Raw genomic sequence first — 22695 nt, forward strand, 5'->3', positions numbered from 1 at the left:
AAACCGACTCGTGCGTTAGGACCGCCCCATGAAAGCACTTCCGTTTCCCTGCATCCGCCCGGCTCAGGACCGCGTGCTCGAGGCACTGCCTGCAATGGGCAGCATCCTGAGCGGCAACGATGCTCTGCGCGGAGCCATTGCCGATGGTCTGATGCTCAAGGATCCAGGCGCGGCGTATTACGTGTACGAATGCTCGGGTGAGCCGGGACGCGTGACGGGTGTCGTGGCGATTTGCCCGGTTAACGTGCTGACGGGCGGCGACGAGGCTGCCGCCGAGAGCATCGACGCACTCGCCACCGCGCGCGCGATCGCCGAGCTCAAGGTGCAGCCGCGCCCCGTGTCGCTCGCCTACGAGGCGTCGCCCGTCATGGATATCATTTTGAGCGCTGCCAAAGAGGGCGCATCGCTCTACGCCGTCACCGATCCCGCGGGCGTCACACATCGCGTGTGGGAGGTCAAGCGCGAGGACGCCGTTGCCGCCATCCGTGCCATGCTCGATCAGGCGCCCGACCCGGTGTTCGCCGGTGACTCCGCCTATGTCGCCGCACTGGCTGGGGCATCGCAGATTCTGGCCGACGAGGCCCGCGCTGCCGGCGCCTACTCTGGCAAAGAGCCGTTCAACTTTGCTGTAGCCGTGCTGTTCCCCGCCGCGCAGGTCAGCGGCAGCGCGCCGCAGGTTCCGACGGGTCTGCTCACTCACCAGGTCTCACGGTTCTAGCGAACTCAAACGCTAAGCTGGAAAACCCAGCATCCAAACAAACAAGGGGCGGAGATGCAGCAAACGCATGCACCTCCGCCCTTTTCGCATCAAACAATTACGCCGGTAAACCGGGCCGCAACGTCAGCGTTATCCACGCTGCGGACCTGCCGCCGCCACGAGCGGCTCTAGCCCCAGCTCGCGCGCGTAGTCTTCCTGCGTAAAGACTTCGACCAGTTCAAACGTATCGGCCGCATCGTCAAACGCAAAATGCAGCACTGAGCAGTTGCCCGGCACGCGTTCGCGCTCGTCGGCCGCCGCGCCCCGCACGTGGTCCAAAAACTCCTTGATAGCTGAGCCATGACTTACCGCGAGCACGCACGTATGGTCCGGACGCTGCATAAGATCGGTCAGCGTCGCCACCATGCGCGTGCGCACCTGGATCTGGCCCTCGCCGCCAAACTGCCGATAGAAGTCGCGCCACGGGCGCTCGGGCATAAGCATCACGCGCTCGGCCTCAAAGTCGCCAAAGAACCACTCACGCAGGCCGTCCAGGCGCTCGTACGCCAAGCCCGGCCACAAGTTGGCGATAGTCTGCTCGGTGCGATGAAGCGTAGAGGTGTAGGCATGATCGGGCTCAATGCCGCGCGCACGTAAAAACATGCCGGCGCGCGCCGCCTGGTCGCAACCCAACTGCGTAAGCGGCGAGTCACTCCACCCCTGAATGATACGCTTAAGGTTGAATATCGTCTGTCCATGACGGACCAGATACAGATCTTTATTCATAGGGGTCCTTTCGTTCGTTACCAACCCAAGAGCGAAAACGCCCCGTCGCAATAGCCAAAATGAAGCACGGCACCGTTGTCGGGTAGCTCTCCCCCGCCAGTCACATACTCAAGAAACTCCTGGCAGGCTGAGCCGTGGGAAACCGCCAGCACGCAGTCGTGCTGCGGCCGGGCCATAATACGGGACAGCGCCGCGACCATGCGCGACTGAAGCTGCACTTCCGACTCGCCGCCAAAGGCCACCGGATAATCGCCCCAGGGCTGCGGCGGCATCTCGCGATTTGATGTGCCCTCCAGCGAGCCAAAATGCCACTCACGCAGGTCATCGACCAGCTCAATGGAACGGCCCTCGCCAACGATAAGCTCGGCCGTATGCCGCGCCCGGCCCAACGGCGAGGAATACACATGATCAAAGGCCACGCCACGCGCCGCAAACGCCGTACGCGCCGTCAGCGCCTGCTCGCGCCCGCGCGCCGTAAGCGGCGAATCGTGCCAGCCCTGCAAAATGCTCTGCACATTGAGCTCAGTCTGCCCATGCCGCACCAAATACAGATCTGCCACACGCCCTCCCCTCGTACCACCACAAAGGGGACAGGCACCTTTGTGGTGGTTTACCGTCTGATCACGCCGCGGTGACGCTCAGCTACACCAGCACGTCGGCGAGCGGGCGCTTGGGTACGTGGTGCACCTGCGCATCGTCACGCCAGTAATTAATTGAGCCGTCGGGGTTGGAATCGATCGCATCGATCATCTGCGTCTCGGCCGGCACGCCAAAAGCCATGATCAGCTTGAGCTCATACTTGTCGTTATCGAGCCCCATAGCATCGATCGCGTGGGGCGTAAAGGCCTTGAACATGCAGGCTGCCACCTCGGGCGTGGCGCTGCGAGCGGCGAGCATCATCGTCTGCGCGGCAATGCCCGTGTCGACCTCGGTGATGGGCGCGGCGGGCTTACCCGGAACAGCGCGCTCGGCAAGAATCGCGATGTAGCCGGTCGGACGCTCGCCCTCGGCAGGACCCGACCAATCCTTAAGCGCGCCGGCCCATGCAAGCTCATCAAATACACGCGCGCAATCCTCGGCACCGCTCACCACATGAAAACGCAGACGCTGAGCATTGGCGCCGCAGGGAGCCAGGTGCGCCAGTTCCGCCAGCTCGAGCAAAAACTCGCGCGGCACGCGCATGGACTCGTCAAAACGGCGGCACGTACGGGCGCGGCGGACCAGCGCGTCAAACGTGTCCAGACCGAGCTTTTCGCAACCTTGCTTTGCCATCGATTCGACACTCGACGGTGCCTCGGGAACTGCTTCGTTCATAGGGACCCCCAATACAAGCCAATTGTCCTTAGGAAAATCTAACCTAAAACGTAGGCAATAACGAACAGGGCTGCAATGTTCTACACCTGTTGAATAGAAAATCGCGACGTGGGGAACAACGGAAACAATTCGGGGCCTTTGGGTTACGTTTCGCCCTCCCCGACCCATACGTCAGCGCCCTTGGGCGATACTGGTTGCAAGAGCTACGGCTTACGCCGCACGGAAAGGAGACATCATGGGCATCTTTAAGAACGATGACAAGCAATCGAGCGCGTTTGGATTTGACGAGAAAAGCATGGCAGGCAAGGCCGTCAAGGCCGTGCGCTGGATTTACGCCATCACGGGCGTCTTGGCGCTCGTCGCCGGCATCGCACTGCTGTTTGCGCCCGCCAAATCCCTCGTCTTCCTGACGACCGTCTTGGGCATCTACTTTGTGATCACGGCCGCGATCAGGCTGTTTACCGCTGTTTTCGAGCCGCTGCTGCCCACCGGCTGGCGCGTTACGAGCATCATCTCCAACCTGCTCATCATTCTGGGCGGCGTCATAATCCTGCGCAACCAGGCCTTCTCGACCGCGACGCTCACCACGCTCGTGGTGGTCGTCGCCGGCTTTGGCTGGATCGTCGAGGGCGTCATGACGATTCTGGAATCCGAGCTTTCCGCCAACCGCGCCCTCGCCATCCTGAGCGGCGCGCTCTCCATCATCGCGGGCATGTTCGTGTTTATCTATCCGCTGTGGTCGGCCAAGATGCTCGTCATCTTTAGCGGTGCCGCGCTGCTGGTGTTTGGCGTGACGCTCATTGTTCGCGCCATTCAGTTTGGCAAACTGGTGCGCTAGATGCCAAAGACGCTCTTTATTGATGCCGACGCCTGCCCGGTCACGCGCGAGTCGATTGACTGCGCGCGGCGGGCGGGCGTCGCCGTTGTTATCGCCGGCAACAGCACGCAAAACCTGGAACGGCACATTCGCCGCGACGACCCGCGCGATGCCGAGCACGCGCGACGCGGCTTTTGGGTCACGACGCTCGACGTGAGCGTGGGCGCCGACAGCGCCGACTTTGCCATTGTCGAACGCCTGCAGGCGGGCGACGTGGTCGTGACGCAGGACATTGGCTTGGCGAGCATGGTGCTCGGGCGCGATGCCGCCGCTATCGGTGTGCGCGGGCGCGTCTACGACAAAGCAACCATCGACATGCAGCTGTTTATTCGCCACGAGGAAAAGAAGGTACGCCGCGCCGGCGGACGCACTCGCGGTCCGGCAGCATTTACCAGCGAAGACCGCGCCCGCTTTAAACGCAACCTCACCGAGTTGCTGCACTAACCAAGGTAGATTTTTGAGACATGCCTAAAATCTACCTTTTTGTTTTGAGCGGTGTGAGCGCTCGGAATCCATGGCTCAACAAAAAACGGGCTTCAAAATGCCATGCGTCGCCGCATTGCGCAGGCGCTGAGCATGGCTATTTGAAGCCCATTTTTTAGGCCTACTTAGAGGCCAACGGCGGAGAGGATGAGGCCCCAGCCAGCGCCGATGACGTACATCATGATCAGGAACACGGCATTTTCGCGGGCGCTGCGGTTGGTGCGGAACAGCACCAGATAACCCACGCCGGCGGAAATGAGCGTGCCGGCGAGCATCGGCGCCAGTTGCAGCGCGCCTTCCAGATACAGCTGTGTAATGACCACGCTCGCCGAGCAATTGGGAATCAGCCCGACAAGCGCCGAACCCAGGACAGCGAGTGTCTCGTTGCCGCGCAGGAACTGCTCGATCGCGGACTCGCCGAACGTCTCGAGCACGGCGACCAGAATCAGCGTCACCAGAAAAATGAATACCGAGACCTGCACGGTGTGCGAGATCGCACTGCGGATGATCGACAGGACAGGCGTCCCTTCGTGGGAGTGAGAGTGACCGTGACCATCATGGTGTTCATGTTCGCCCTCATGACCGTGATCGTGGCCATGTCCGTGTTCGTGCTCGTCCTCGTCTTCATCACAACCGCAATGGTCGCGCTCGCACAGCTCGTGGATGTGGTCGGCGCTCACGCCTGCCTCGGCCACCTCGTCGATGATGTCACCGCCGCTGTGGTCGTCGTGCGCGCAGTTCACGTGGGCCGGGTTGGCCGCGGTTCCCAGCACGGTACGGCGAATCGCCGCGTGCGCGCGGGCGTTACGGCGCAGGCCGCGAATGGCAGCGTCCACGATAAAACCCGTGACCAGTGCGATCAGCGCTTTCGAAGCCAAAAGCATCGCCATAGTCTGCACGGGAACCTGCTCGGCAAGCAACAGCGGCAGCATCTCATCGGAGGTCGAAAGGAACACCGCCACCAACGTGCCCAAGGTCACGACACGGCCGGCGTACAGCGTTGCTGCCATGGCCGAAAATCCGCACTGCGGCACCATGCCCAGCAGCGAGCCAACCACGGGACCCGCAGCGCCGGCGCGCTTGATAGCGCCGTTGACGCGGTCGCCCGCAACGTGCTCAAGTGTCTCGAGAGCAAGATACGTCACCAACAAAAACGGCACCAGCGACAGCGTGTCCTTGCCGGCGTCGAGCAGAATATCAATCAGTAAATCCATGACGGATGGAACCTTTCGTGTCTTTCGGCAGCATTGTAAAAGTCCTAGCGGTCAACTAGGGTATTGTAGTTGTCCCGGGCGCGGTGCCAATAGTTGCCTATGGTAAACTATCATCTCGCCATAACTCAGTAACCTCGAGCCGCACAACGCGGCCCGTCCAAGGAGTAGCATATGAACGTATCGCAAGCACTCGAATACGAGCGCCAGCCGTTTATCCCCATGTTTATCTACGGCGACCACGGCGCCATGGAGTCCGAGCGCCAGAAGGGCGAGGAGGCCCTCAAGGTGCTCGAGACCGAGTACTTTACCGCCGAGGGCGACCCCGGCTTCGACTTTGCCACCGTGCGCGACCTAGCCGACCGCAACCGCGACCTGTGCGACCAGATTGGCGAGGCGCGTCTGCGCAACGTGACGCCCGCGACGCTCTCGCGCGGCCTGTCCGATGCCGACACCTGCGCCGCCATCGGCAAGATGCAAAAGCGCACCGCCGCGTCCGTTATGCGCGAAATCCGCGGCGACCGCGACGCGCTCGGCGTGGCCTACGCCCGCAAGCCCATCCAGGGCACCGTGCTCGGTATCGACATCGAGACCACCGGTCGCGCGCCCGAGCGCGGCTACATCATCAACGTGGGCTGGGAGATCATGGATCTCACCAGCGACGCCGTGCCGCATGACGCCGAGGCACACTACTGCGGCCTGCCCGACATCTACCGCGGCGAGGATGTGCCGCTATCGAACATCCATCACATCACCTGGGACGACATCGACGGCAAAAAGCCGTTCCGCGAGAACAAGGAGCTGCAGAAGCAGCTGCTCAAGCTCATGAAGAAGTACCCCTATATGGCGCACAATGCCGCCTTCGAGGACAGCTGGTTCAAAATTCACCTGGACGGTTATGCCGAGGCACGCCGTGCCGGCAAGATTATCGTCATCGATTCGCGGCAGATTTGCCGCAGCCTGGATACCGACGTCCGCTCGCTCCCCCGCGAGTCCGCCCCCGCCGCGCTCGAGAACTGGGCACGCCGTCGCGGCACCCTCGCGCCCGACGCCAACGAGCAGCATCTGGGTCTGGACGACACCGACCTCATGCTCCGCACGGTACAGGCCGAGTTCAACCTCAAGAACCTGTTTGCGAAATAACCAATCCATCTGCGGGAGCGCCTGCCAGGCACAGTGCAATCCGTCTGGACGCACCGGCACGCAGTAAACTAGGGCGCAGTCTTATGGCTGCACCCTAGTTTTAATCAAAACGAGCAAATACGCATGCTTCACATAGTCGGCAGATTGGCCCACCTACTTTTTTCGAGTTGTTCGGCCAGCTGAACCACTAGTCGAGGCCCCTTGAACCGCAATCGAGCGCTATAGTCGCCCCAATTTCGCAACCAAGCCCTATAAATCTACCTGAATCAATTCGAATAAGACGTTGCGATCACACCATTCGTATAGGATAAGGCCGAATAACTCAAATTATGTTGGTGAGGCATCTGAGCGGTCGGCAAAAACGCTTAGAAGCTACGAATCCGCAACTAAAGTTCACCAAAATGGGGCAGCCGACAGAAACCTCCCCAGCCGAAGCTGCCCCCCCTCAATACGACAGCTCAAAAACCCACCGTTCGCAGAAGATAAGCCGCGCCCCAATACCGTTGCCCGAAGTTTCGAGCGTATATGGCGTCCGCTATGCCATCATGCGCGTATGGGAATCGTTCTGTCACATACCACGGCACGCGCTGTATACCAAACAGTCAACTCGCTCGCAAGCCACGCGACCGATCCCATATCTATGGAAAAGATCAAGGTGTCTGCGCCGACCACGTCCAACCTGGAAGCGGCGCGAGCATGGCTCAACAGAAAGAATGTCGATTCTGAAAGCATCCATGTGCTGACGTTTTCCAATAATGCCAAAAGGCACCGCAAGGGCTGCATCTGCCACTGCACGCGCTATACGTTTGATGCAGAAAGCTACCTAGAACTCGAGCCGAACGTCTACATCGTCGACATCAAGCTGTGCGCGTTAGAAGCAACAGCCGACCTCAACCTTTCGGAGCTCGTTGAGTATTACTTTGAAATCTGCGGCTCCTACGCGCTTGGAACGTCCGACGAAACTCAATATCGCGAGCGCCCAGCCCTAACCAGCGTTGAAGAGCTCAGAGCCTTCTTTTCAGAGGCATCGGGGTATCGTGGATCTAATAAAGCACTTAAGGCACTTTCTTATGTACGCGAAGGCTGTCGCTCCCCACTCGAAACGGCGTTTGTCATGATGCTGACAATGCCCAAGTCAATGGGTGGCTTAGCCATACGCGCTATCAAAACAGACTATCCGATCCCAGTCCCCAAAAGATACGCCGCCCTAACGCGACGGACGGTTTTCTACCTCGACGCGCTGCTCGAAAATTCGATGACCGATATCGAATACAACGGCTTTTACCACGATGAGCCCGAACAGCAATCAATTGACGAGGAACGCCGAAACACGCTGCGAAACATGGGATATGCCGTTATCACAGTTAGTCGTCATTCGTTTTTCAAGCAGTCCGCTTTTAGGCGGGTCATGGAAGCGATTCGCATTCGCGAGAAGATATGGCCCGGTCGACTCCCGGATAACTTCGCCATCCTGCAAGAAACTCTTCGTCAATTTGTCTTGCGGCGCTACTTCGAATACGGTCGCCGCGTCCTGGAGACACTCAAAGAAGAAGAGGCCGCCAAGCGCGAAATTGCAAGCCAATATCCGCAAGCTGATGACCCGAGCATCAACGATGTGCCAGAACCCGACGACATGCAACACGTCGGGGCCCTTGCTGAGGAAATCAATGGGCCTTGGGAATGCGACATGTTCGCAAAAATCGATGAAAACCGCACGGAAGACGACACGATTATTGATCTAATTGAGAATTCGCTCTTCTAAAGGCGATCTCTGCGGATGTCCACCTACATTTTTCGACTTATTCGGCCACCGATGTGCCAGATTGGCTGCAGCAATGCTCAATATAACTTTAGATAAAACTGATTCTGCAGGAGCTCCCGTAGAGGAAGAACTGATTCTCGCGGTATTTAACACGATAAAGTACAAATATGAACAGTTCTAATGCTTCTCAAGGTGGCTTTCTTAGCATGCTGGCCGAACATCTCGAAATATGTTGGCGAGCATTGCGTCGATGTCTCCCAACCCGCAGAAAATCGCAGAGGCGGCAAGCAGTCATCGAAATTAACGTAAATTGTATTGACATATGAACATGCGCTCATATAATCGGAAGTAAGTTATATGAGCGCATGTTCATATGAAAGGATGTTACAATGAGCAGCCACGCTGATGAAACAAAGACTGGCATCGAGGCCACCGAGCCGATCGTCCCCACCACCTGCTCGCCCGAGGACCTTCCCGACGAGGAGCTGTTGTACGACCTGGCCGACCTGTTCAAGGTCTTCAGCGACACCACACGCATCAAGATCCTCTATGCCCTCATGGGCCGCGAGCTCTGCGTGGCTGACATCGCCGAAGCGACCGCAACCTCGCAGTCGGCAGTATCGCACCAGCTGCGCACGCTTAAGCAGTCGCACCTGGTCAAGTTCCGCCGCGACGGCCGCAACATTCTCTACTCGCTCGCCGACGATCACGTCTACACCATGCTTAACCAGGGCATGAGCCATATCTGCGAATAGCAATCAACCACGGTATCAGCGCGGCCGGCACCCAGACCGCTAACACAGGGAAAGGAACCCACCATGAAAAAGCAGTTCAAGCTCGACGAGATCGATTGCGCCAACTGCGCGCGCGAGCTTCAGGACGAACTTGCCAAGCTCGAGGGCGTCAAGTCCGTTTCGGTCAACTTTATGACCCAGAAGCTGACGCTCGAGGCCGACGACGCCAAGTTCGACGAGGTCCTGGACCGCGTCGTTGAGTTCACCGCCGACGCCGAGCCGGACTGCGAGATCATTCTCTAACCCGCGCATACGTTGACCTGCGAGGCCGCGCTTGCCGCGGCCTTTGCTCGCGAAATTATATGAGCGAGTGTTCATAAACTCAAATGAGAGGTTTGAATCATGACAGCCGCCGATCCCAAAAAGAAAAAGAAGAAGCGCAAGAAGAAAGAGTCCCTTGAGCATAAGCGCAACCGCATCCTGGTAGCACTGGGCATTTTTGCCGTTGTTTATGCCCTCGACGAGCTCGGCGCCCTCACTATCGCATTTGGGGAGCCCGGCAACATCTACGCCAGCTTTGTGCTGTTCCTCGTGCCGTTTTTGATTGCCGGCTACGACGTACTGCAAAAGGCATTCAATAACATCCGCCGCGGCAAGGCCTTCGACGAGAGCTTCCTCATGGCCGTCGCGACCATCGGCGCGTTTGCCATGGTGCTCTTCCCCGACACCGACCCGCACATGGCCGAAGGCGCCGCTGTCATGCTGTTCTACCAGGTCGGCGAGTTGTTCCAGGCATACGCCGTGGGCAAGAGCCGCAAGTCGATCAGTGCCATGATGAACATCGCGCCCGACTACGCTAACGTCGAGCAAGCCGACGGCACACTCGAACAGGTCTTTCCCGATGACATCGCCGTCGGCACCGTGATCGTGGTCAAGCCCGGCGAGCGCGTGCCTATCGACGGCGTCATCGTCGAGGGCGAAACCCAGCTCGACACCGCCGCACTCACGGGCGAGTCGGTCCCCCGCCCGGCCAAGACCGGCGACGATATCATCAGCGGTTGCATCAACATGACGGGCCTCATCCACGTGCGCACCACCAAGCCCTTTGGCGAGTCAACCGTCGCGCGTGTTCTGGAGCTCGTGGAGAATGCCAGCGAAAAGAAGGCGCGCACCGAGAACTTCATCACGCGCTTTGCCCGCGTCTACACGCCCGCCGTCACTGGCGCTGCCGCGGTGCTCGCGCTTGGCGGCGGCCTGGTGACTGGCGCTTGGTCCGATTGGATCCTGCGCGGCCTGACCTTCCTGGTCGTCAGCTGCCCATGCGCCCTCGTGATCAGCGTACCGTTGAGTTTCTTTGGCGGCATCGGCGGCGCGTCCAAGCTGGGCGTTCTCATCAAGGGCTCCAACTACCTCGAGACGCTCGCCGACGTGGACACCGTCGTCTTCGACAAAACGGGCACCCTCACCAACGGCACGTTCTCAGTCGTCGCGGTGCACCCCGAGGCTGGCCATACCGAACAATCGTTGCTTGAAGTCGCAGCCCTTGCTGAATCGTTCTCCGATCACCCCATCGCGCAGTCCGTGCGCAACGCCTACCAGGGCGAGGTCGACCCCAAGCGCGTGAGCGACTCCGCCAACGACGCGGGCCACGGCGTGACGGCAACCATCGACGGCAAGCACGTCGTCGTTGGCAACGCCAAGATGCTCGCCGCGGCCGGCGTTGAAGCACCGGACTGTGAGGTTGTCGGCACGATCCTCCACGTGCTCGTTGACGGCGTGTACGCCGGCCACATCGTGATTGCAGACACCGTTAAGGCCGATGCGGAGCAAACGATTCGCGACCTGCATGCCGCCGGTATCAACCGCACCGTCATGCTCACGGGCGACCGCGAGGAGGTTGCAGCGTCTGTGGCCAAGCAACTCGGTCTCGACGAGTTCCACGCGCAGCTCCTGCCGGGCGACAAGGTCGAGCGCGTTGAGGCGCTACTCGCGGCCGAAAGTGGCAAGGGCAAGCTCGCCTTTGTCGGCGACGGTATCAACGACGCGCCTGTGCTTACGCGCGCCGATGTGGGCATTGCCATGGGCGCCATGGGCTCCGACGCCGCGATCGAGGCCGCCGACGTGGTGCTGATGGACGACAAGCCGTCCAACATTTCCCGCGCGATCCGCGTGGCGCGCAAGACCATGTCGATTGTTTGGCAGAACATAATCTTTGCGCTGGGCATTAAGCTGCTGATCCTTGTGCTGGCAGCGCTGGGTATCGCCAATATGTGGCTTGCCGTCTTTGGCGACGTAGGCGTGGCGATCATCGCCATCCTGAACGCCATGCGCGCGATGGGTGTCAAGAACCTGTAGCGCTCGTGGTCCCTCCGGCCGGGGCCGGGCTTGGTTTTGAAAACGTCCTCGCGCATGAGGCCCGTCTTTCCTGCTCCTGCGGAGCAACGGAAAGGCGGGCCTCGCGCTGCGGAGTGTTTTCAAAACCAAGCCCGGCCCCGGCCTGCATTGACACAGCTGGCGGTTCTTGGGCATCGCTTGCTGGCGGGGTTCCTTTGCTGAAATGGACTTGGCCGAAAGGGCCGCTGGTCCCGGTCGCTGGTTCGCGCTTTGCGTGAACTCCGCGCTACTGTGGGTCAGTTAGGCTTCTGTTTTTGGACCCGCTACATCTTCCCGCCTCAGCATCGACCTTAGCTTCTCGAAACTCTCCTCGCTCAGGCAGTGCTCCATGTGACAGCCCTCTTGCGAGGCAACCTCGGGCGTTACGCCTGCGTCCTCTAGCAGACCTACAAAAAAGCAGTGGCGCTCCCACATTTGACGGGCAACCTCAAGACCGCGTTCCGTCAGATGCACGTCGCGTTTGCCCATTTCGACATAGCCGTTGCTTTCCAGCGTCGCCATGGCCTTGGAAACGCTCGCCTTGGTTACGCCGAGGTACTCCGCAACGTCGATCGAGCGCACGGTGCCCTGACGTTCCGACAGAACGTAGATCGATTCGAGATAGTCTTCTCCGGATTCACGCAGGGCCATGGGCCGCCTTTCGCGATGGCTTCTAGTTAGCCTTTGGATACTTTTGCTTGATTTACTTTACCGCAAAAGTTGCCTATGTCTTACTACGTTGTCTAAAAAGTTAACCGTGTTTCACAAAACGCACGGGACGAAAACAAAGCGGGGACACGCCCCGCAAGGAGTGCCCCCGACTGCCGGCGCAAAAGGAACGTCCCCAAGTGCCGAATCCGTAGCTATAGCAGGCCAAAGTGCTTGGCGGCGTTGTAGATGCCGTCGTCATCCACGGCGGTCGTCACATAGGTCGCTGCAGCTTTCACGGTCTCCTGCGCGTTGCCCATGGCCACACTTGTGCCCACGGCCGAGAACATCGACAGGTCGTTCTCGCCGTCGCCAAAGGCAATCGCCTCGCTCGCGTCGACACCCAGGCGTTCCAGCGTCGCCGCGACACCCAGGTCCTTACCGCCGTTGGCAGGGATAATGTCGCAGAACAAATCACACCAGCGCGTAGTGAGAGAATGCGACACCGCGTCGGTCACGATATGTTCGTCGGCAGGGTCCACAAAGGCGCAGAACTGGTAGACCGGCGCATCGAAGGCATGCTCAAACGGCTCCTCGTGGTAGACAATTCCCGCGTTGCTGCCGGCCGTCACCACGCGCTCGGACAGGCGGTTCACAAACGAGTTCTCGCCCTGCATGCACAGCGAGTCGTAGCGCCCCTCGGCCACCTGGTCCACAATCACCGCAACGTCGTCCGGATCGATCGGGCAGCTACGGTAAACGCCCTCGGCATCAAAACAGTGCTGGCCCGAAAGCGTAATGTACGCATCCCAACCAAGATCGAACAGCCAATCGGGCATCTGGTAGGTCGGGCGACCCGTGGCAATGACGCACGCAATCCCCTGCTCGTGAAAGCTGTCGAGCACCTGCTGCGCCGACGCCGGAATCCGGTGCGTCTCAAAGCTCAGCAGCGTGCCGTCGATATCAAAAAACGCGGCCTTGATCATCCTCGCCTACTCCTCGCCCTCGAGCTTTTCACTCGCCTCGAGCCACGCCATCTCCAGCTCGTCCATGGCGGCGTGGGCCTCGTCGATCTTTGCCTGCTGCTCGCCCAGCGCCGTGTAGTTGGTGGGATCGACCTGGGCCATGGCGGCCTCGGCCTCCTCCACGCGAGCGCGCTGCGTTTCCATCTTGCGCTCGAGCGAGCTCACCTCACGACGGAGCTTTTGGCGCTCGGCATTGGAAAGGCCGTTGGGCTGACCGCTCGACTTGGGCTTTTCGGCCGCAGCCGCCGCGGCACCGGTGTCGAACGTACCGGTCTTGGCGCTCGGTGCACCCACGGGCTCGCCCTCGGCGGTGGCGTTGCACAGGCGCAGGTACTGGTCGACGCCGCCGGGCATATGCGTCAGGTGGCCGTCGAGCAGCGCCCACTGCTGGTCGGTCACGCGCTCCATCAAAAAGCGGTCGTGCGTCACCAGAATCAGCGTGCCGGGCCAGCCGTCCAGCAAGTCCTCGACAATCGCCAGCATGTCGGTATCCAGGTCGTTGCCGGGCTCGTCCAGGATGAGCACGTTGGGCTCGTCCAGGATCGTCAGCAGCAGCGACAGGCGACGGCGCTGGCCGCCCGAAAGATCGCCGATGCGGCTCCAGAGCTGCTGCGTCGTAAAGCCCAGACGCTCGCAGAGCTTCTCAGGTGAAGTCTCCTTGCCGTCAATGACGTAGTACTTCTTATAGTGGCTGAGCACCTCGCGGATCGTGTCGCCCATGTAGGGTTCGAGCTCCTCGAGCTGCTGCGACAGCACGCCAAAGCGCACCGTCTGGCCGATCTTCACGCGGCCGCGCAGGGGCGCGATCTTGCCCTGGATCACGTCGAGCAAAGTCGACTTGCCGGCGCCGTTCTCGCCCAAAAGACCATAGCGGTCGCCCGCACCAATGAGCCAGGTCACGTCGTTGAGCACCTGCTTGGGCGCGCCATCGGTATCCGCATAGCCGGCGTCCACGTCGACCACATCGATAACCTGCTTGCCCAGGCGGCTCACGGCCAGGCGCTTGAGCTCCAGCTCGTCACGCACGGGCGGCACGTCGGCGATCAGCTCGCGAGCAGCCTCAACGCGAAACTTGGGCTTGGTGGAACGGGCCTGGGCGCCGCGGCTCAGCCACGCGAGCTCCTTGCGCGCCATGTTGCGGCGGCGCTCCTCGGTGACAGCGGCCATGCGGTCGCGCTCCACGCGCTGCAGGATGTATGCCGAGTAGCCGCCCTCAAAGGGATCGACCTGGCCGTCGTGGACCTCCCACATGCTGGTGCAGACCTCGTCCAAGAACCAGCGGTCGTGCGTGACCACGAGCATCGCGCCCTGACCGCGCTGCCAGCGGGCCTTTAAGTGACGCGCGAGCCAGTTGATGGTGCGCATGTCCAGGTGGTTGGTGGGCTCATCGAGCATGAGCACGTCGTAGTCGCCGATCAGCAGGCGCGCGAGGTCCACGCGACGGCGCTGGCCGCCCGAAAGCTCGCCCACCGTGCCCTCCCAGGGCACGTCGCTAATAAGGCCGGCCAGGATCTGACGTGTACGCGGGCTCGACGCCCACTCATACTCGGGCGCGTCGCCCACGACGGCATGATGCACAGTATCGGTGTCGACAAGCTGGTCCTTTTGGCCGAGCAATCCGATCGTCGTGCCGCGGCGATGCGTCACGCGTCCGTCATCGGGCTCCAGCGTGCCGGCGAGCACGCTCAGCAGCGTCGACTTGCCGTCGCCGTTTTTACCGACAATGCCAATGCGGTCGCCCTCGCCCACGCCGAGCGTCACGCTATCGAAAATATGCTTGGTGGGAAACTCTAGGCTGATGGAATCGCATCCCAAAAGAATCGCCATATGCCCTGCTCCTTCGTAGAAATTCAACGTTGTCCATGATAGCAGCGAAAAGGCGGGGCGCACACGACACAAAAAGGCGGACCATCTCCCGCAAGAGATGACCCGCCTCTCCAATCAGTCCCGTGGCGACCGTGGCCGCCGCGGGCCTCAAGCATGTTCCGGACTAGGAGAACATGCCGGTGAGGTAATCATTCAGCCGCTTATCCTTGGGCCGCTGGAAAATCTCGTCGGTCTCGTCGTACTCGACCATATCGCCCATGTAGAAGAACGCCGTGCGGTTGGACACACGCGACGCCTGCTCCATGTTGTGCGTCACGATGACGATGGCGCGGTCGGCCACGATCGACGACATCAGGTCCTCGATCGCCAGCGTCGAGATGGGGTCGAGCGCCGAGCAGGGCTCGTCAAACAGGATCACATCGGGGTTGAGCGCGAGCGTGCGCGCAATGCACAGACGCTGTTGCTGGCCGCCCGAAAGCGCGTAGGCGCTCTTGTCGAGCTTGTCCTTGACCTCGTCCCACAGCGCCGCGCCGCGCAGACTCTCCTCGACCATGCGGCCGAGCTCGTCACGGTCGGTGATGCCGTGGCGCTTGGGCGCAAACGTGATGTTGTCGCGAATGGACTTGCGGAACGGATTGGGCTGCTGGAACACCATGCCAATAGACCGACGCAGCTCGTAGGTGTTCTCGGTCTTGGTGTTCACGTTGCGCCCGCGGTAGTTGATCTCACCCTCCACGCGGCAACCGCGAATCTCGCGATTCATTAGGTTGAGGCTACGCAAAAAGGTCGACTTGCCACAGCCCGAAGGCCCGATGAGCGCCGTGATCTCACCCTTGTGGAAGTCGAGCGACGTATTGTGCAGCGCATGGTGGTCGCCATAGTACACATTGACGTCCTTGGTGGAGACCACGACCTCGTCGCTCACGGCCTTGCCGCTCACGCGAACACGTTTCTCGCTCTCCCCCACGCTCGACAAAAAGTCCTGGGTGTCGGACGATGCCGCCTCGGTTGCGGGCGTCGCATTCATCTCGCTCATTCGGCCGTCATCCTCCTTGCCAGTTGCTTGCCTACGATACGGGCGACTACGTTAAACAGCAGCACGCAAATCATCAGCAGTGCCGCGGTGCCCCAGACGATCTGCTGGGCCTCGGGGCTGCCCTCGCCATAGATCTTGTAGATGTGCACGGCCAGCGACTCGCCGGGACGGAACACGTTCCAGGCGCAGGTGGGGCTCGACAGGTTAAAGCTCAAGAAGTTCAGGCGAACCGGCGAGCTCATGCCCGAGGTAAAGAGCAGCGCCGCGGCCTCGCCAAACACGCGGCCGGCCGAAAGCACGATGCCGGTCACGATGGCGGGCATGGCCTCGGGAATCAGGATGTGCAGTGTGGCCTCCCAGCGAGTGAGGCCCATGGCCAGGCACGCATCGCGCTGGGCATGCGGCACGTCCTCGAGCGCCTGCTGAATCACGCGCACCAGGATGGGGATGTTGAACATGGTGAGCGCGACGGCGCCGGAGATGATGGAGTACTTCCAGCCCAGCTGCACCGAGAACACCAGAAAGCCGAACATGCCTACGACAATGGAGGGCAGCGAGGACAGCGTCTCGATGGCGGTGGAGGCGATGTCGCGGATGGGGCCGTCCGGCGCGTACTCGACCAGGAAGACCGCGCCGCCCAGGCTGATGGGCACCGAGATACCTAAGGTGATCAGCAGTAGGTAGAACGAGTCGAACAGCTGGTAGAGCACGCCGCCCTGCGTTCCGTTGGCGCGTGCGGGCTGCGTGAGAAATCCCGGCTGGAACAGCGTCGAGATGCCCTCGAACAGAATATAGGCCACCATGGAGACGACGATGAGCATGACGATGGCGACGATTGCCGTCAGCACGCCCGTGGCGATGCGGTCCTGCTTTTGGACACGCCCGAGTCTCGCCTCGTCGATAAGGATGCGCGTGCTAGCCACGAGCCTTCGCCCCCTTGCGGCCAATGAGATGGATGATCAGGATAAAGATGAGACTCATGCCCATCAGCAGCAGGCCGAGCGCCCACAAGACGTCGTCCTGGGCCGAACCCTCGGCATAGACCGCCATGGACGTGGCAAGCGTGGTGGTGATGGTGGACGCAGGCGACAGCAGCGACGTCGGCATGGCCTCGATGCCGCCGATAACCATGCGCACGGCGAGCGTTTCGCCAAAGGCGCGGGTCATGCCCAGGATGACCGCGGTCATGAGCGAGGGCATAGCGCTCTTGAGCACCACGTGCCAGATGGTCTGCCAGCGGGTGTAGCCCAGCGCGAGCGAACCCTGGCGGTAGCTGTCGGGCACGGCGCGCAGGCCATCGACCGAAAGCGTAGTCATCGTCGGCAGAATCATGACGGCCAGCACGATGGCGCCGGGCAGGATACCCAGGCCCGTGCTCACGTGGAAAACGTTCTTCATAAGGCCGACGACCACGTGAAAGCCGATCAGGCCAAAGACGACCGAGGGAATGCCGGTCAAAAGCTCAATAAGCGGCTGAAAGACCTTGGAGCCAAACTTAGGGCTAATCTCGACCGCAAAGATGGCAGAGCCGATGGCGATGGGCAGCGCGATGAGTGTGGAGAGCACCATGACCGCAAACGAGGTGATGATCAGAGGCAGGGCGCCGGTATAGGGCAGGCCGTTTTCGGCCGTGTTGGCCAGGTCCCACTTGGTGCCGGTGAAGAACTCGACGACCGAAACGCCGTCCTTAACAAATGCCGAGAGGCCCTTTTGGGCGACCATAAAGATGAGCGCGGCAACGACAAGCGTCACGAGCGCTACGCACGCGCCCGTGACGCCCAGGCCCACGTTCTCAAGGTCGCGCTTTGGCAGCTGTTTTGCCATTGCAAACCTTTCCGGGGCGATTACTTATTTAGCGGATACCTTGCCGCTGGCGTCCTTGACGACCTTCATGGCAGAGACGGGGATAAAGCCCTGCTCCTCGACGAGCTTGCCCTGGACGTCGTCGGAAAGCATGAACTCCAGGAAGGCCTTGGTGGCCTCGTCGGCGTCCTTCGCGCAGTACATGTGCTCGGTAGCCCAGATCTTGAAGGAGTCGTCGGTGACGTTTGCGCTCTTGGGCTCCACGCCCTCGACCTTGATGGCGTTGAACTTGGAGTCGTCGAAGTGCGAGAAGTCGAGGTAGGAGATGGCATTGTCGGTGCTGCCCATCTGAGTCTGGACGTCGCCGGACTTGTCAAGCTCGGCGTCGCCCTTAAAGTCGACGGCCTCGTCGCCAAAGACGGCAGCCTCGAAGGTGGCGCGGGTACCGGAGCCGGCCTTGCGGTTGAGGACGACGATCTTGGCGTCGTCGCCGCCGACCTCCTTCCAGTTGGTGATCTGACCGGAGAAGATGCCCTTGAGCTGCTCGAGGGACAGGTCGTCGACCGTCACGTTCTTGGAGACGACGGGGCCCATGCCCACGACGGCAACCTCGTGATCGGCGAGATTCTTGACCTGGTCGGCCTCGAGCTTGGTCTCGGCGAAGACGTCGGAGTTACCGATAGTAACGGTGCCGGCGGCAACAGCGGTCAGGCCCTTGCCCGAACCGTTGCCCGAACCGGAGACGGAGACGTCGGGATTGGCATCCATAAACTTCTCGGCAGCAGCCTCGACGAGAGCCTGGAACGAGGAGGCGCCGTCGTAGGTCACCTCGCCGGAGACGGACTCGGCAGCAGCGGCGCTACCCTCAGCAGCGGTGTTGGCGGCGTTGGAGCCGCCGCAACCAACGAGACCGAGACCGACGATGCTGGCAAGACCACCAGCGAGGCCGAGGAACTGACGACGAGAATAAGCCTGATCGAGCATGATCTTCCTTTCATACAAGCGACTCGCGGGCACCCTGCCCGCTTTGCTGTTTGGAAAGATACGGTCTCGATCGGGCAGCGCCCGCGTCAGCTGCGCTTTATTACGGGCATCTGATAGACCCTTACCGCAAGCGCGGCTCGGCTTTACAAACGAATAACAAACCCGCCACCAAGCATGACCCGCCTTTTACACCAATAAAAACAAAGTTGCGGTGAAATAGTTCCTGCTTGGCCATCAAATGGCCCATTCTAGGAACTATTCCACCGCAACTTAAAAAGCCCGGACGAAAGGGGTGCTAAGTTGTTAAAACGCCGCAGCCTTAAAGCTCAAGCTCGTTCAAACGTAAGATCGCCACGATATAAATCTTGAGCGCCTGCTTGAGCTGTTCCTCGTTGGCGCACTCGTTGGGACCGTGCATCTGGCCGCCCCACTCGGGCAGCTCCAGACCGGTCTCCTCGGGGCCAAACGAGACGGCGCGGGCAAAGTTGCGCGCGTACGTGCCGCCGCCCATGGCAAAGGGCTCAGCATGCTTGCCCGTAAACTCGTTATAGGTATCAATAAGCGCCTTCACGGCCGGATCGTCGGCAGAGACCGAGAACGGCACCTTCGCACGACCCACACGGCACGTCACGCCAAAACGGCCCACGAGCGGATCGAGCTGCTCGCGGATGGTATCGGCACTCGTGCTGTCGGGGAAGCGCACGTCGATGACCTGCTCAATATGGCCATCCGCCACGCGGATGACGCCAGCGTTGCAGGTAAGCGGGCCAAACGCCGGACTCGTCGCATCGATACCCAGGCCGCGACCATAGGCGTCCGCATGCACAAAGGCCAGGAACTTGACGAACTCGTGCTCGGCAGGCGTCAGCAGGCGCTCGTCGCGCGCACCAAACGCGTCCTCGGCCTCGCGCAGGTACGTCACGATCAGGCCGACGGCGTTGATTGTCCCCTCGGGCATCGAAGCATGACCGCCAATGCCGTGGGCGAAAATCTGCGCATGCCCGTTATCGAGTGCCGTGACCTCCAGGCGATCGGCGTTCTCAACGGGCGCCGGCAGCTCATCGACGGCAATCGCAAGCTCGCAGATAGACTGCGACGGAATAGCGTTGCTCGCCTCGGCACCGCTCCAGGACACAATGCGCCCGCCGTCGATCTTGGAGCTCACAAACGTCGCCCCAAACTGACCCTTCTCGGCATTACAGACCGGGAACTCGGCATCGGGCGTAAACAGAAAGTCGGGGTTCGCGTGGTTCTCCAGATAATGGTGAACGTCGGACATGCCCACTTCCTCATCGCAGCCCAGCAGCGCGCGGAAGGTGTAGCGCGGGGTGATGCCGTGCTTGAGCAGATAGGCGCCGGCGTAGAGCGACAGCACCGCCGGACCCTTGTCGTCGATCACGCCGCGACCGAGCAGCCAGCCCTCGCGGCGCTCCATCGCAAACGGATCGGTGTTCCAACCGGGACCGGCGGGAACCACGTCCACATGGCAAATGGTCGCGAGCTGCTTGTCGCCGCGGCCCGGGATATCGGCAATGCCCACATAGCCCTCGTCGTCGCTCGTCTGGTAGCCGAGCTTTTGCGCAATGCCGAGCGCGCAATCGAGCGCGTCACGGACCGGGTGGCCAAACGGCGCGCCGGGCTCCGCATCGGCAGAAACTGCCACGGACGGATAACTCACCAGCTGCTCGATATCGGCGACGACATCTTCCCAGACCTCGTCGACATACTCAGCGACGCTCTGCTCCACCTGATTCATGGACGGCCTCCTTACCAATGAGCGACGGGTACGCCCGTCCCTCACGTCACATACTTATATAGCGAAAAGTTTAGCAAGCTCGGCCACCGAGTGCACCACTGCATCGGCACCCGCCGCCTCGTGCTCGCCCGGCGCCGCCGCGCCCGAATAGATACCAATGCACGGCACGCCCATCGCGTGCGCGCCCTCCACATCGTTAAAGCGATCGCCGATCATCACGGCATCGCCCGCCGTCGCACCGAGCTCTGCCAGGGCATCGCGGACCGAATCGGCCTTGGTCTCGCGCCCCTGCGGCGGATTCATGCCAACCACCGCCTCAAACTGAGAAAGCCCCAGCTCGCCCACCATGTCAATGCACTTTGCCTCCATGCGTGACGTTGCCACGGCCAAGCGATGCCCCTGCGCGACAAGGCCATCGAGCAGCTCGGGGATTCCGTCGAACACGGGATACTCTTCCGGTCCCAGCTCATCAAAAAAGGCACGGTACTCGTCGGCCACCACAAGCGACTCCTCGCGGGAGAAGCCATAAAAGTCGTGAAAGCTCTTCCACAGGGGCGGCCCGATCATGCGGCGCAGATCACCCATCTGCGTCTCCGAAAACCCGCGCGCAGCCAGCGTCTTGCGCGTCGAGGTCATCACTGCCCGACCCGTATCGGCCACCGTGCCGTCAAAATCGAACAGCACAACCGGCCGCTCGCAAAGTTGCAATGCCGCCATCGGCACCCTTCTTCCCCAGTTGATGATTTCCACACCACCGCTTCAAACTGTTGACTATTCAACGATTGAACCTAGCAATGTAGAGCAACTCCACTATACTTGTCGCACTTTGCTTTCAGAAGGCGGCGCTGCCGCGCCCCAACGAAAGGTGCAATTATGTCTTTTGCCATCATAACCGACTCCACGTCGGACATCTCCCCCGCCCGTGCCCAAGAGCTCGGCATTTACGTGATTCCGCTGCATGTGATTATCGAGGGCGAGGACCTGCTCGACCAGGTGCAGATTACCGCCGAGGAATACGTCGCCCGCATGGCCGGCTCCGAGCAGCTGCCGCACACCTCGCAGCCGAGCGCCGGCGAGTTCAAGGCGCTGTTTGACCGCGTACGCGCCGATGGCCACGACAGCGCGATCTTTATCTCGCTGTGCAGCGAGTGGTCCGCCTGCTATTCCAACGCATGCCTGGTCGCCGAGACCCACGAGCTCGACGTGCGCTGCATCGATTCGCGCACCGGCTCGGGCGCCGAGGGCCTGCTGGTGGAGTACGCGCTTGCCATGCGCGAGGACGGCCGCAGCTTGGACGAGACCGAGGCGCAGATCCGCGCGACGCTGCCCGAAGCCCACCTGCTGCTGATTCCCCGCACGCTCGAGAACCTGGTCAAAAACGGCCGCGCCCCCAAGCTCGCCGGCCAGCTGACGCAGATGCTCAACATTCGCCTGGCCGTTTCGCCGGAGTGGAAATCGGGCGAGATCAAGGCAATCAAAAAGGGCCGCGGCGCCAAGCGCATCGTCGCCAACACCATGGCAGATTGCCTCGCGTTTTTGGACGAGCACCCGGGCTCAAGCGTGCGCGTGCTCACGACCGGCGCCGCCGAGGAGCAAGAGCTCGTCAACCAGGCACTCGCAGGCCAGGACTACGTAGACGCCGGCACTGGCCCCATCGGCTGCACCATCGCCACCCACGTAGGCGTCGATGCCATCGCCATCAGCTACTGCCCCCGCTACCAACCTGCCAATTAGGGACAGGTTTATTTTGGCAGGTTTTATCTGGGCAAACGTTAAACGCTAAGAAAGGTCTGCCTGGCTAGGTAGGACATGCCGGGACAGTCGAACAACCGAGGTGCACCCAGTCACAGTAAAGCCATCACGCCGGCGCGCCCCAACTCAAGACGCGCCGGCATCTCTTTAGGAATGGCGGCGGTAAAGGGGCCGTTTTAGTCGAAAGACCGCGAATAGCTCCCCATTACGCCGCAACCCAATTGCCGCCCAACTACCCAATTGAGCCATTGCAGGCGATCGATGCTTTATCCAACCCCCTTGCGATACCCTCTGGGCAAAAAATGGCAAATATGAGTACTGTTACCAGTTTAGTAACAGCGAAATCTGGCTGAATTTGCCATCTTCCGCCAATTCCGAGCGTCATAAAGTCCCGAATCGCCATGTTTAGAGGGTTGATTATATCCAATCCGAGGTGGCGCGCGCAGACGTGGTGTAAGAGCGTCCCGAGGTCCGTCGCTGCAAG

At 60.9% G+C, this 22695-nt stretch carries 23 protein-coding genes; 9 read left to right on the forward strand and 14 right to left on the reverse strand.

What is annotated here, in order from left to right; all coding sequences use genetic code 11:
• Nucleotides 1-28: 28 nt before the first annotated feature.
• Nucleotides 29-718, forward strand: a complete 690-nt coding sequence (locus DW796_RS06670; RefSeq protein ID WP_117637782.1) for a DUF1015 family protein — start codon at nucleotides 29-31, stop codon at nucleotides 716-718.
• Nucleotides 719-847: 129 nt separating this feature from the next.
• Here DW796_RS06670 and DW796_RS06675 read toward each other — a convergent pair whose 3' ends face one another.
• The 3 genes from DW796_RS06675 to DW796_RS06685 form a co-directional block, all read right to left on the reverse strand.
• Nucleotides 848-1483 (reverse strand): histidine phosphatase family protein, encoded by a 636-nt coding sequence (locus DW796_RS06675; RefSeq protein ID WP_117563979.1) that lies wholly within the window; start codon nucleotides 1481-1483, stop codon nucleotides 848-850.
• 17 nt (nucleotides 1484-1500) lie between these two features.
• Entirely contained in the window at nucleotides 1501-2043 is a 543-nt protein-coding gene (locus tag DW796_RS06680; protein ID WP_055252053.1) for a histidine phosphatase family protein, read from the reverse strand.
• An 82-nt stretch (nucleotides 2044-2125) separates the two neighbouring features.
• Nucleotides 2126-2797, reverse strand: coding sequence for a nitroreductase family protein (locus DW796_RS06685; RefSeq protein ID WP_158563751.1), 672 nt, complete (start codon nucleotides 2795-2797; stop codon nucleotides 2126-2128).
• 235 nt (nucleotides 2798-3032) lie between these two features.
• Between DW796_RS06685 and DW796_RS06690 the strand changes: the two genes are divergently transcribed.
• A complete protein-coding gene (locus tag DW796_RS06690; RefSeq protein ID WP_118094645.1) occupies nucleotides 3033-3635 on the forward strand; it encodes an HdeD family acid-resistance protein in 603 nt (200 codons plus the stop codon).
• Nucleotides 3636-4118: a DUF188 domain-containing protein gene (locus DW796_RS06695; protein WP_117563982.1), complete on the forward strand. Its 483-nt coding sequence runs from the start codon at nucleotides 3636-3638 to the stop codon at nucleotides 4116-4118.
• 164 nt (nucleotides 4119-4282) lie between these two features.
• Here the strand turns inward: DW796_RS06695 and DW796_RS06700 are convergent, their stop codons facing one another.
• On the reverse strand, nucleotides 4283-5371 hold the full coding sequence (locus DW796_RS06700; protein ID WP_055252059.1) for a putative manganese transporter: 1089 nt from the start codon (nucleotides 5369-5371) through the stop codon (nucleotides 4283-4285).
• 171 nt (nucleotides 5372-5542) lie between these two features.
• On the opposite strand from DW796_RS06700, the gene DW796_RS06705 reads away from it, so the two are divergent.
• The 5 genes from DW796_RS06705 (at nucleotide 5543) to DW796_RS06725 (ending at nucleotide 11362) form a co-directional block, all read left to right on the forward strand.
• Nucleotides 5543-6511, forward strand: coding sequence for a 3'-5' exonuclease (locus tag DW796_RS06705; protein ID WP_118094646.1), 969 nt, complete (start codon nucleotides 5543-5545; stop codon nucleotides 6509-6511).
• A 640-nt stretch (nucleotides 6512-7151) separates the two neighbouring features.
• Nucleotides 7152-8273 carry a hypothetical protein gene (locus DW796_RS06710; RefSeq protein ID WP_118094647.1) on the forward strand — a complete coding sequence of 374 codons (1122 nt, stop codon included), beginning with the start codon at nucleotides 7152-7154 and terminating at the stop codon, nucleotides 8271-8273.
• Nucleotides 8274-8662: 389 nt separating this feature from the next.
• Nucleotides 8663-9028 (forward strand): helix-turn-helix transcriptional regulator, encoded by a 366-nt coding sequence (locus tag DW796_RS06715; RefSeq protein WP_055252065.1) that lies wholly within the window; start codon nucleotides 8663-8665, stop codon nucleotides 9026-9028.
• 63 nt (nucleotides 9029-9091) lie between these two features.
• On the forward strand, nucleotides 9092-9310 hold the full coding sequence (locus DW796_RS06720; RefSeq protein WP_089572082.1) for a cation transporter: 219 nt from the start codon (nucleotides 9092-9094) through the stop codon (nucleotides 9308-9310).
• 99 nt (nucleotides 9311-9409) lie between these two features.
• The gene (locus DW796_RS06725; protein WP_187362383.1) at nucleotides 9410-11362 is read left to right on the forward strand and encodes a heavy metal translocating P-type ATPase; all 1953 of its coding nucleotides are present in this window, start codon (nucleotides 9410-9412) and stop codon (nucleotides 11360-11362) included.
• 279 nt (nucleotides 11363-11641) lie between these two features.
• Here the strand turns inward: DW796_RS06725 and DW796_RS06730 are convergent, their stop codons facing one another.
• The 9 genes from DW796_RS06730 to DW796_RS06770 all read right to left on the reverse strand — a co-directional run bounded on the left by DW796_RS06730 (nucleotide 11642) and on the right by DW796_RS06770 (nucleotide 21176).
• Nucleotides 11642-12031: a metal-dependent transcriptional regulator gene (locus tag DW796_RS06730; protein ID WP_117637290.1), complete on the reverse strand. Its 390-nt coding sequence runs from the start codon at nucleotides 12029-12031 to the stop codon at nucleotides 11642-11644.
• Between the two features lie 212 nt (nucleotides 12032-12243).
• Nucleotides 12244-13014 (reverse strand): Cof-type HAD-IIB family hydrolase, encoded by a 771-nt coding sequence (locus DW796_RS06735; protein ID WP_118094648.1) that lies wholly within the window; start codon nucleotides 13012-13014, stop codon nucleotides 12244-12246.
• A gap of 6 nt (nucleotides 13015-13020) precedes the next feature.
• The gene (locus DW796_RS06740) at nucleotides 13021-14880 is read right to left on the reverse strand and encodes an ABC-F family ATP-binding cassette domain-containing protein (RefSeq protein WP_118094649.1); all 1860 of its coding nucleotides are present in this window, start codon (nucleotides 14878-14880) and stop codon (nucleotides 13021-13023) included.
• A 163-nt stretch (nucleotides 14881-15043) separates the two neighbouring features.
• Nucleotides 15044-15916, reverse strand: a complete 873-nt coding sequence (gene pstB / locus DW796_RS06745) for a phosphate ABC transporter ATP-binding protein PstB (protein ID WP_118094650.1) — start codon at nucleotides 15914-15916, stop codon at nucleotides 15044-15046.
• Nucleotides 15913-16839 (reverse strand): phosphate ABC transporter permease PstA, encoded by a 927-nt coding sequence (pstA, locus tag DW796_RS06750; RefSeq protein ID WP_187362384.1) that lies wholly within the window; start codon nucleotides 16837-16839, stop codon nucleotides 15913-15915. The genes pstB and pstA overlap by 4 nt, the downstream gene beginning before the upstream one ends.
• On the reverse strand, nucleotides 16832-17740 hold the full coding sequence (gene pstC / locus DW796_RS06755) for a phosphate ABC transporter permease subunit PstC (protein WP_118094652.1): 909 nt from the start codon (nucleotides 17738-17740) through the stop codon (nucleotides 16832-16834). Before pstC ends, pstA begins: the two co-directional genes overlap by 8 nt.
• A gap of 24 nt (nucleotides 17741-17764) precedes the next feature.
• On the reverse strand, nucleotides 17765-18703 hold the full coding sequence (locus DW796_RS06760; protein ID WP_118094653.1) for a phosphate ABC transporter substrate-binding protein: 939 nt from the start codon (nucleotides 18701-18703) through the stop codon (nucleotides 17765-17767).
• A gap of 319 nt (nucleotides 18704-19022) precedes the next feature.
• The gene (locus DW796_RS06765) at nucleotides 19023-20459 is read right to left on the reverse strand and encodes a M20 family metallopeptidase (protein ID WP_118094654.1); all 1437 of its coding nucleotides are present in this window, start codon (nucleotides 20457-20459) and stop codon (nucleotides 19023-19025) included.
• Nucleotides 20460-20513: 54 nt separating this feature from the next.
• The gene (locus DW796_RS06770; RefSeq protein WP_118094655.1) at nucleotides 20514-21176 is read right to left on the reverse strand and encodes an HAD hydrolase-like protein; all 663 of its coding nucleotides are present in this window, start codon (nucleotides 21174-21176) and stop codon (nucleotides 20514-20516) included.
• Between the two features lie 156 nt (nucleotides 21177-21332).
• Between DW796_RS06770 and DW796_RS06775 the strand changes: the two genes are divergently transcribed.
• Nucleotides 21333-22193: a DegV family protein gene (locus DW796_RS06775; protein ID WP_118094656.1), complete on the forward strand. Its 861-nt coding sequence runs from the start codon at nucleotides 21333-21335 to the stop codon at nucleotides 22191-22193.
• A gap of 250 nt (nucleotides 22194-22443) precedes the next feature.
• On the opposite strand, the gene DW796_RS10645 is transcribed toward DW796_RS06775, so the two are convergent.
• A partial coding sequence (locus tag DW796_RS10645) for a hypothetical protein (RefSeq protein WP_222847476.1) occupies nucleotides 22444-22695 on the reverse strand: 252 nt, incomplete at its 5' end.

It is taken from the genome of Collinsella sp. AM31-2AC, from assembly GCF_003469285.1.
GTDB lineage: Bacteria > Actinomycetota > Coriobacteriia > Coriobacteriales > Coriobacteriaceae > Collinsella > Collinsella aerofaciens_AT.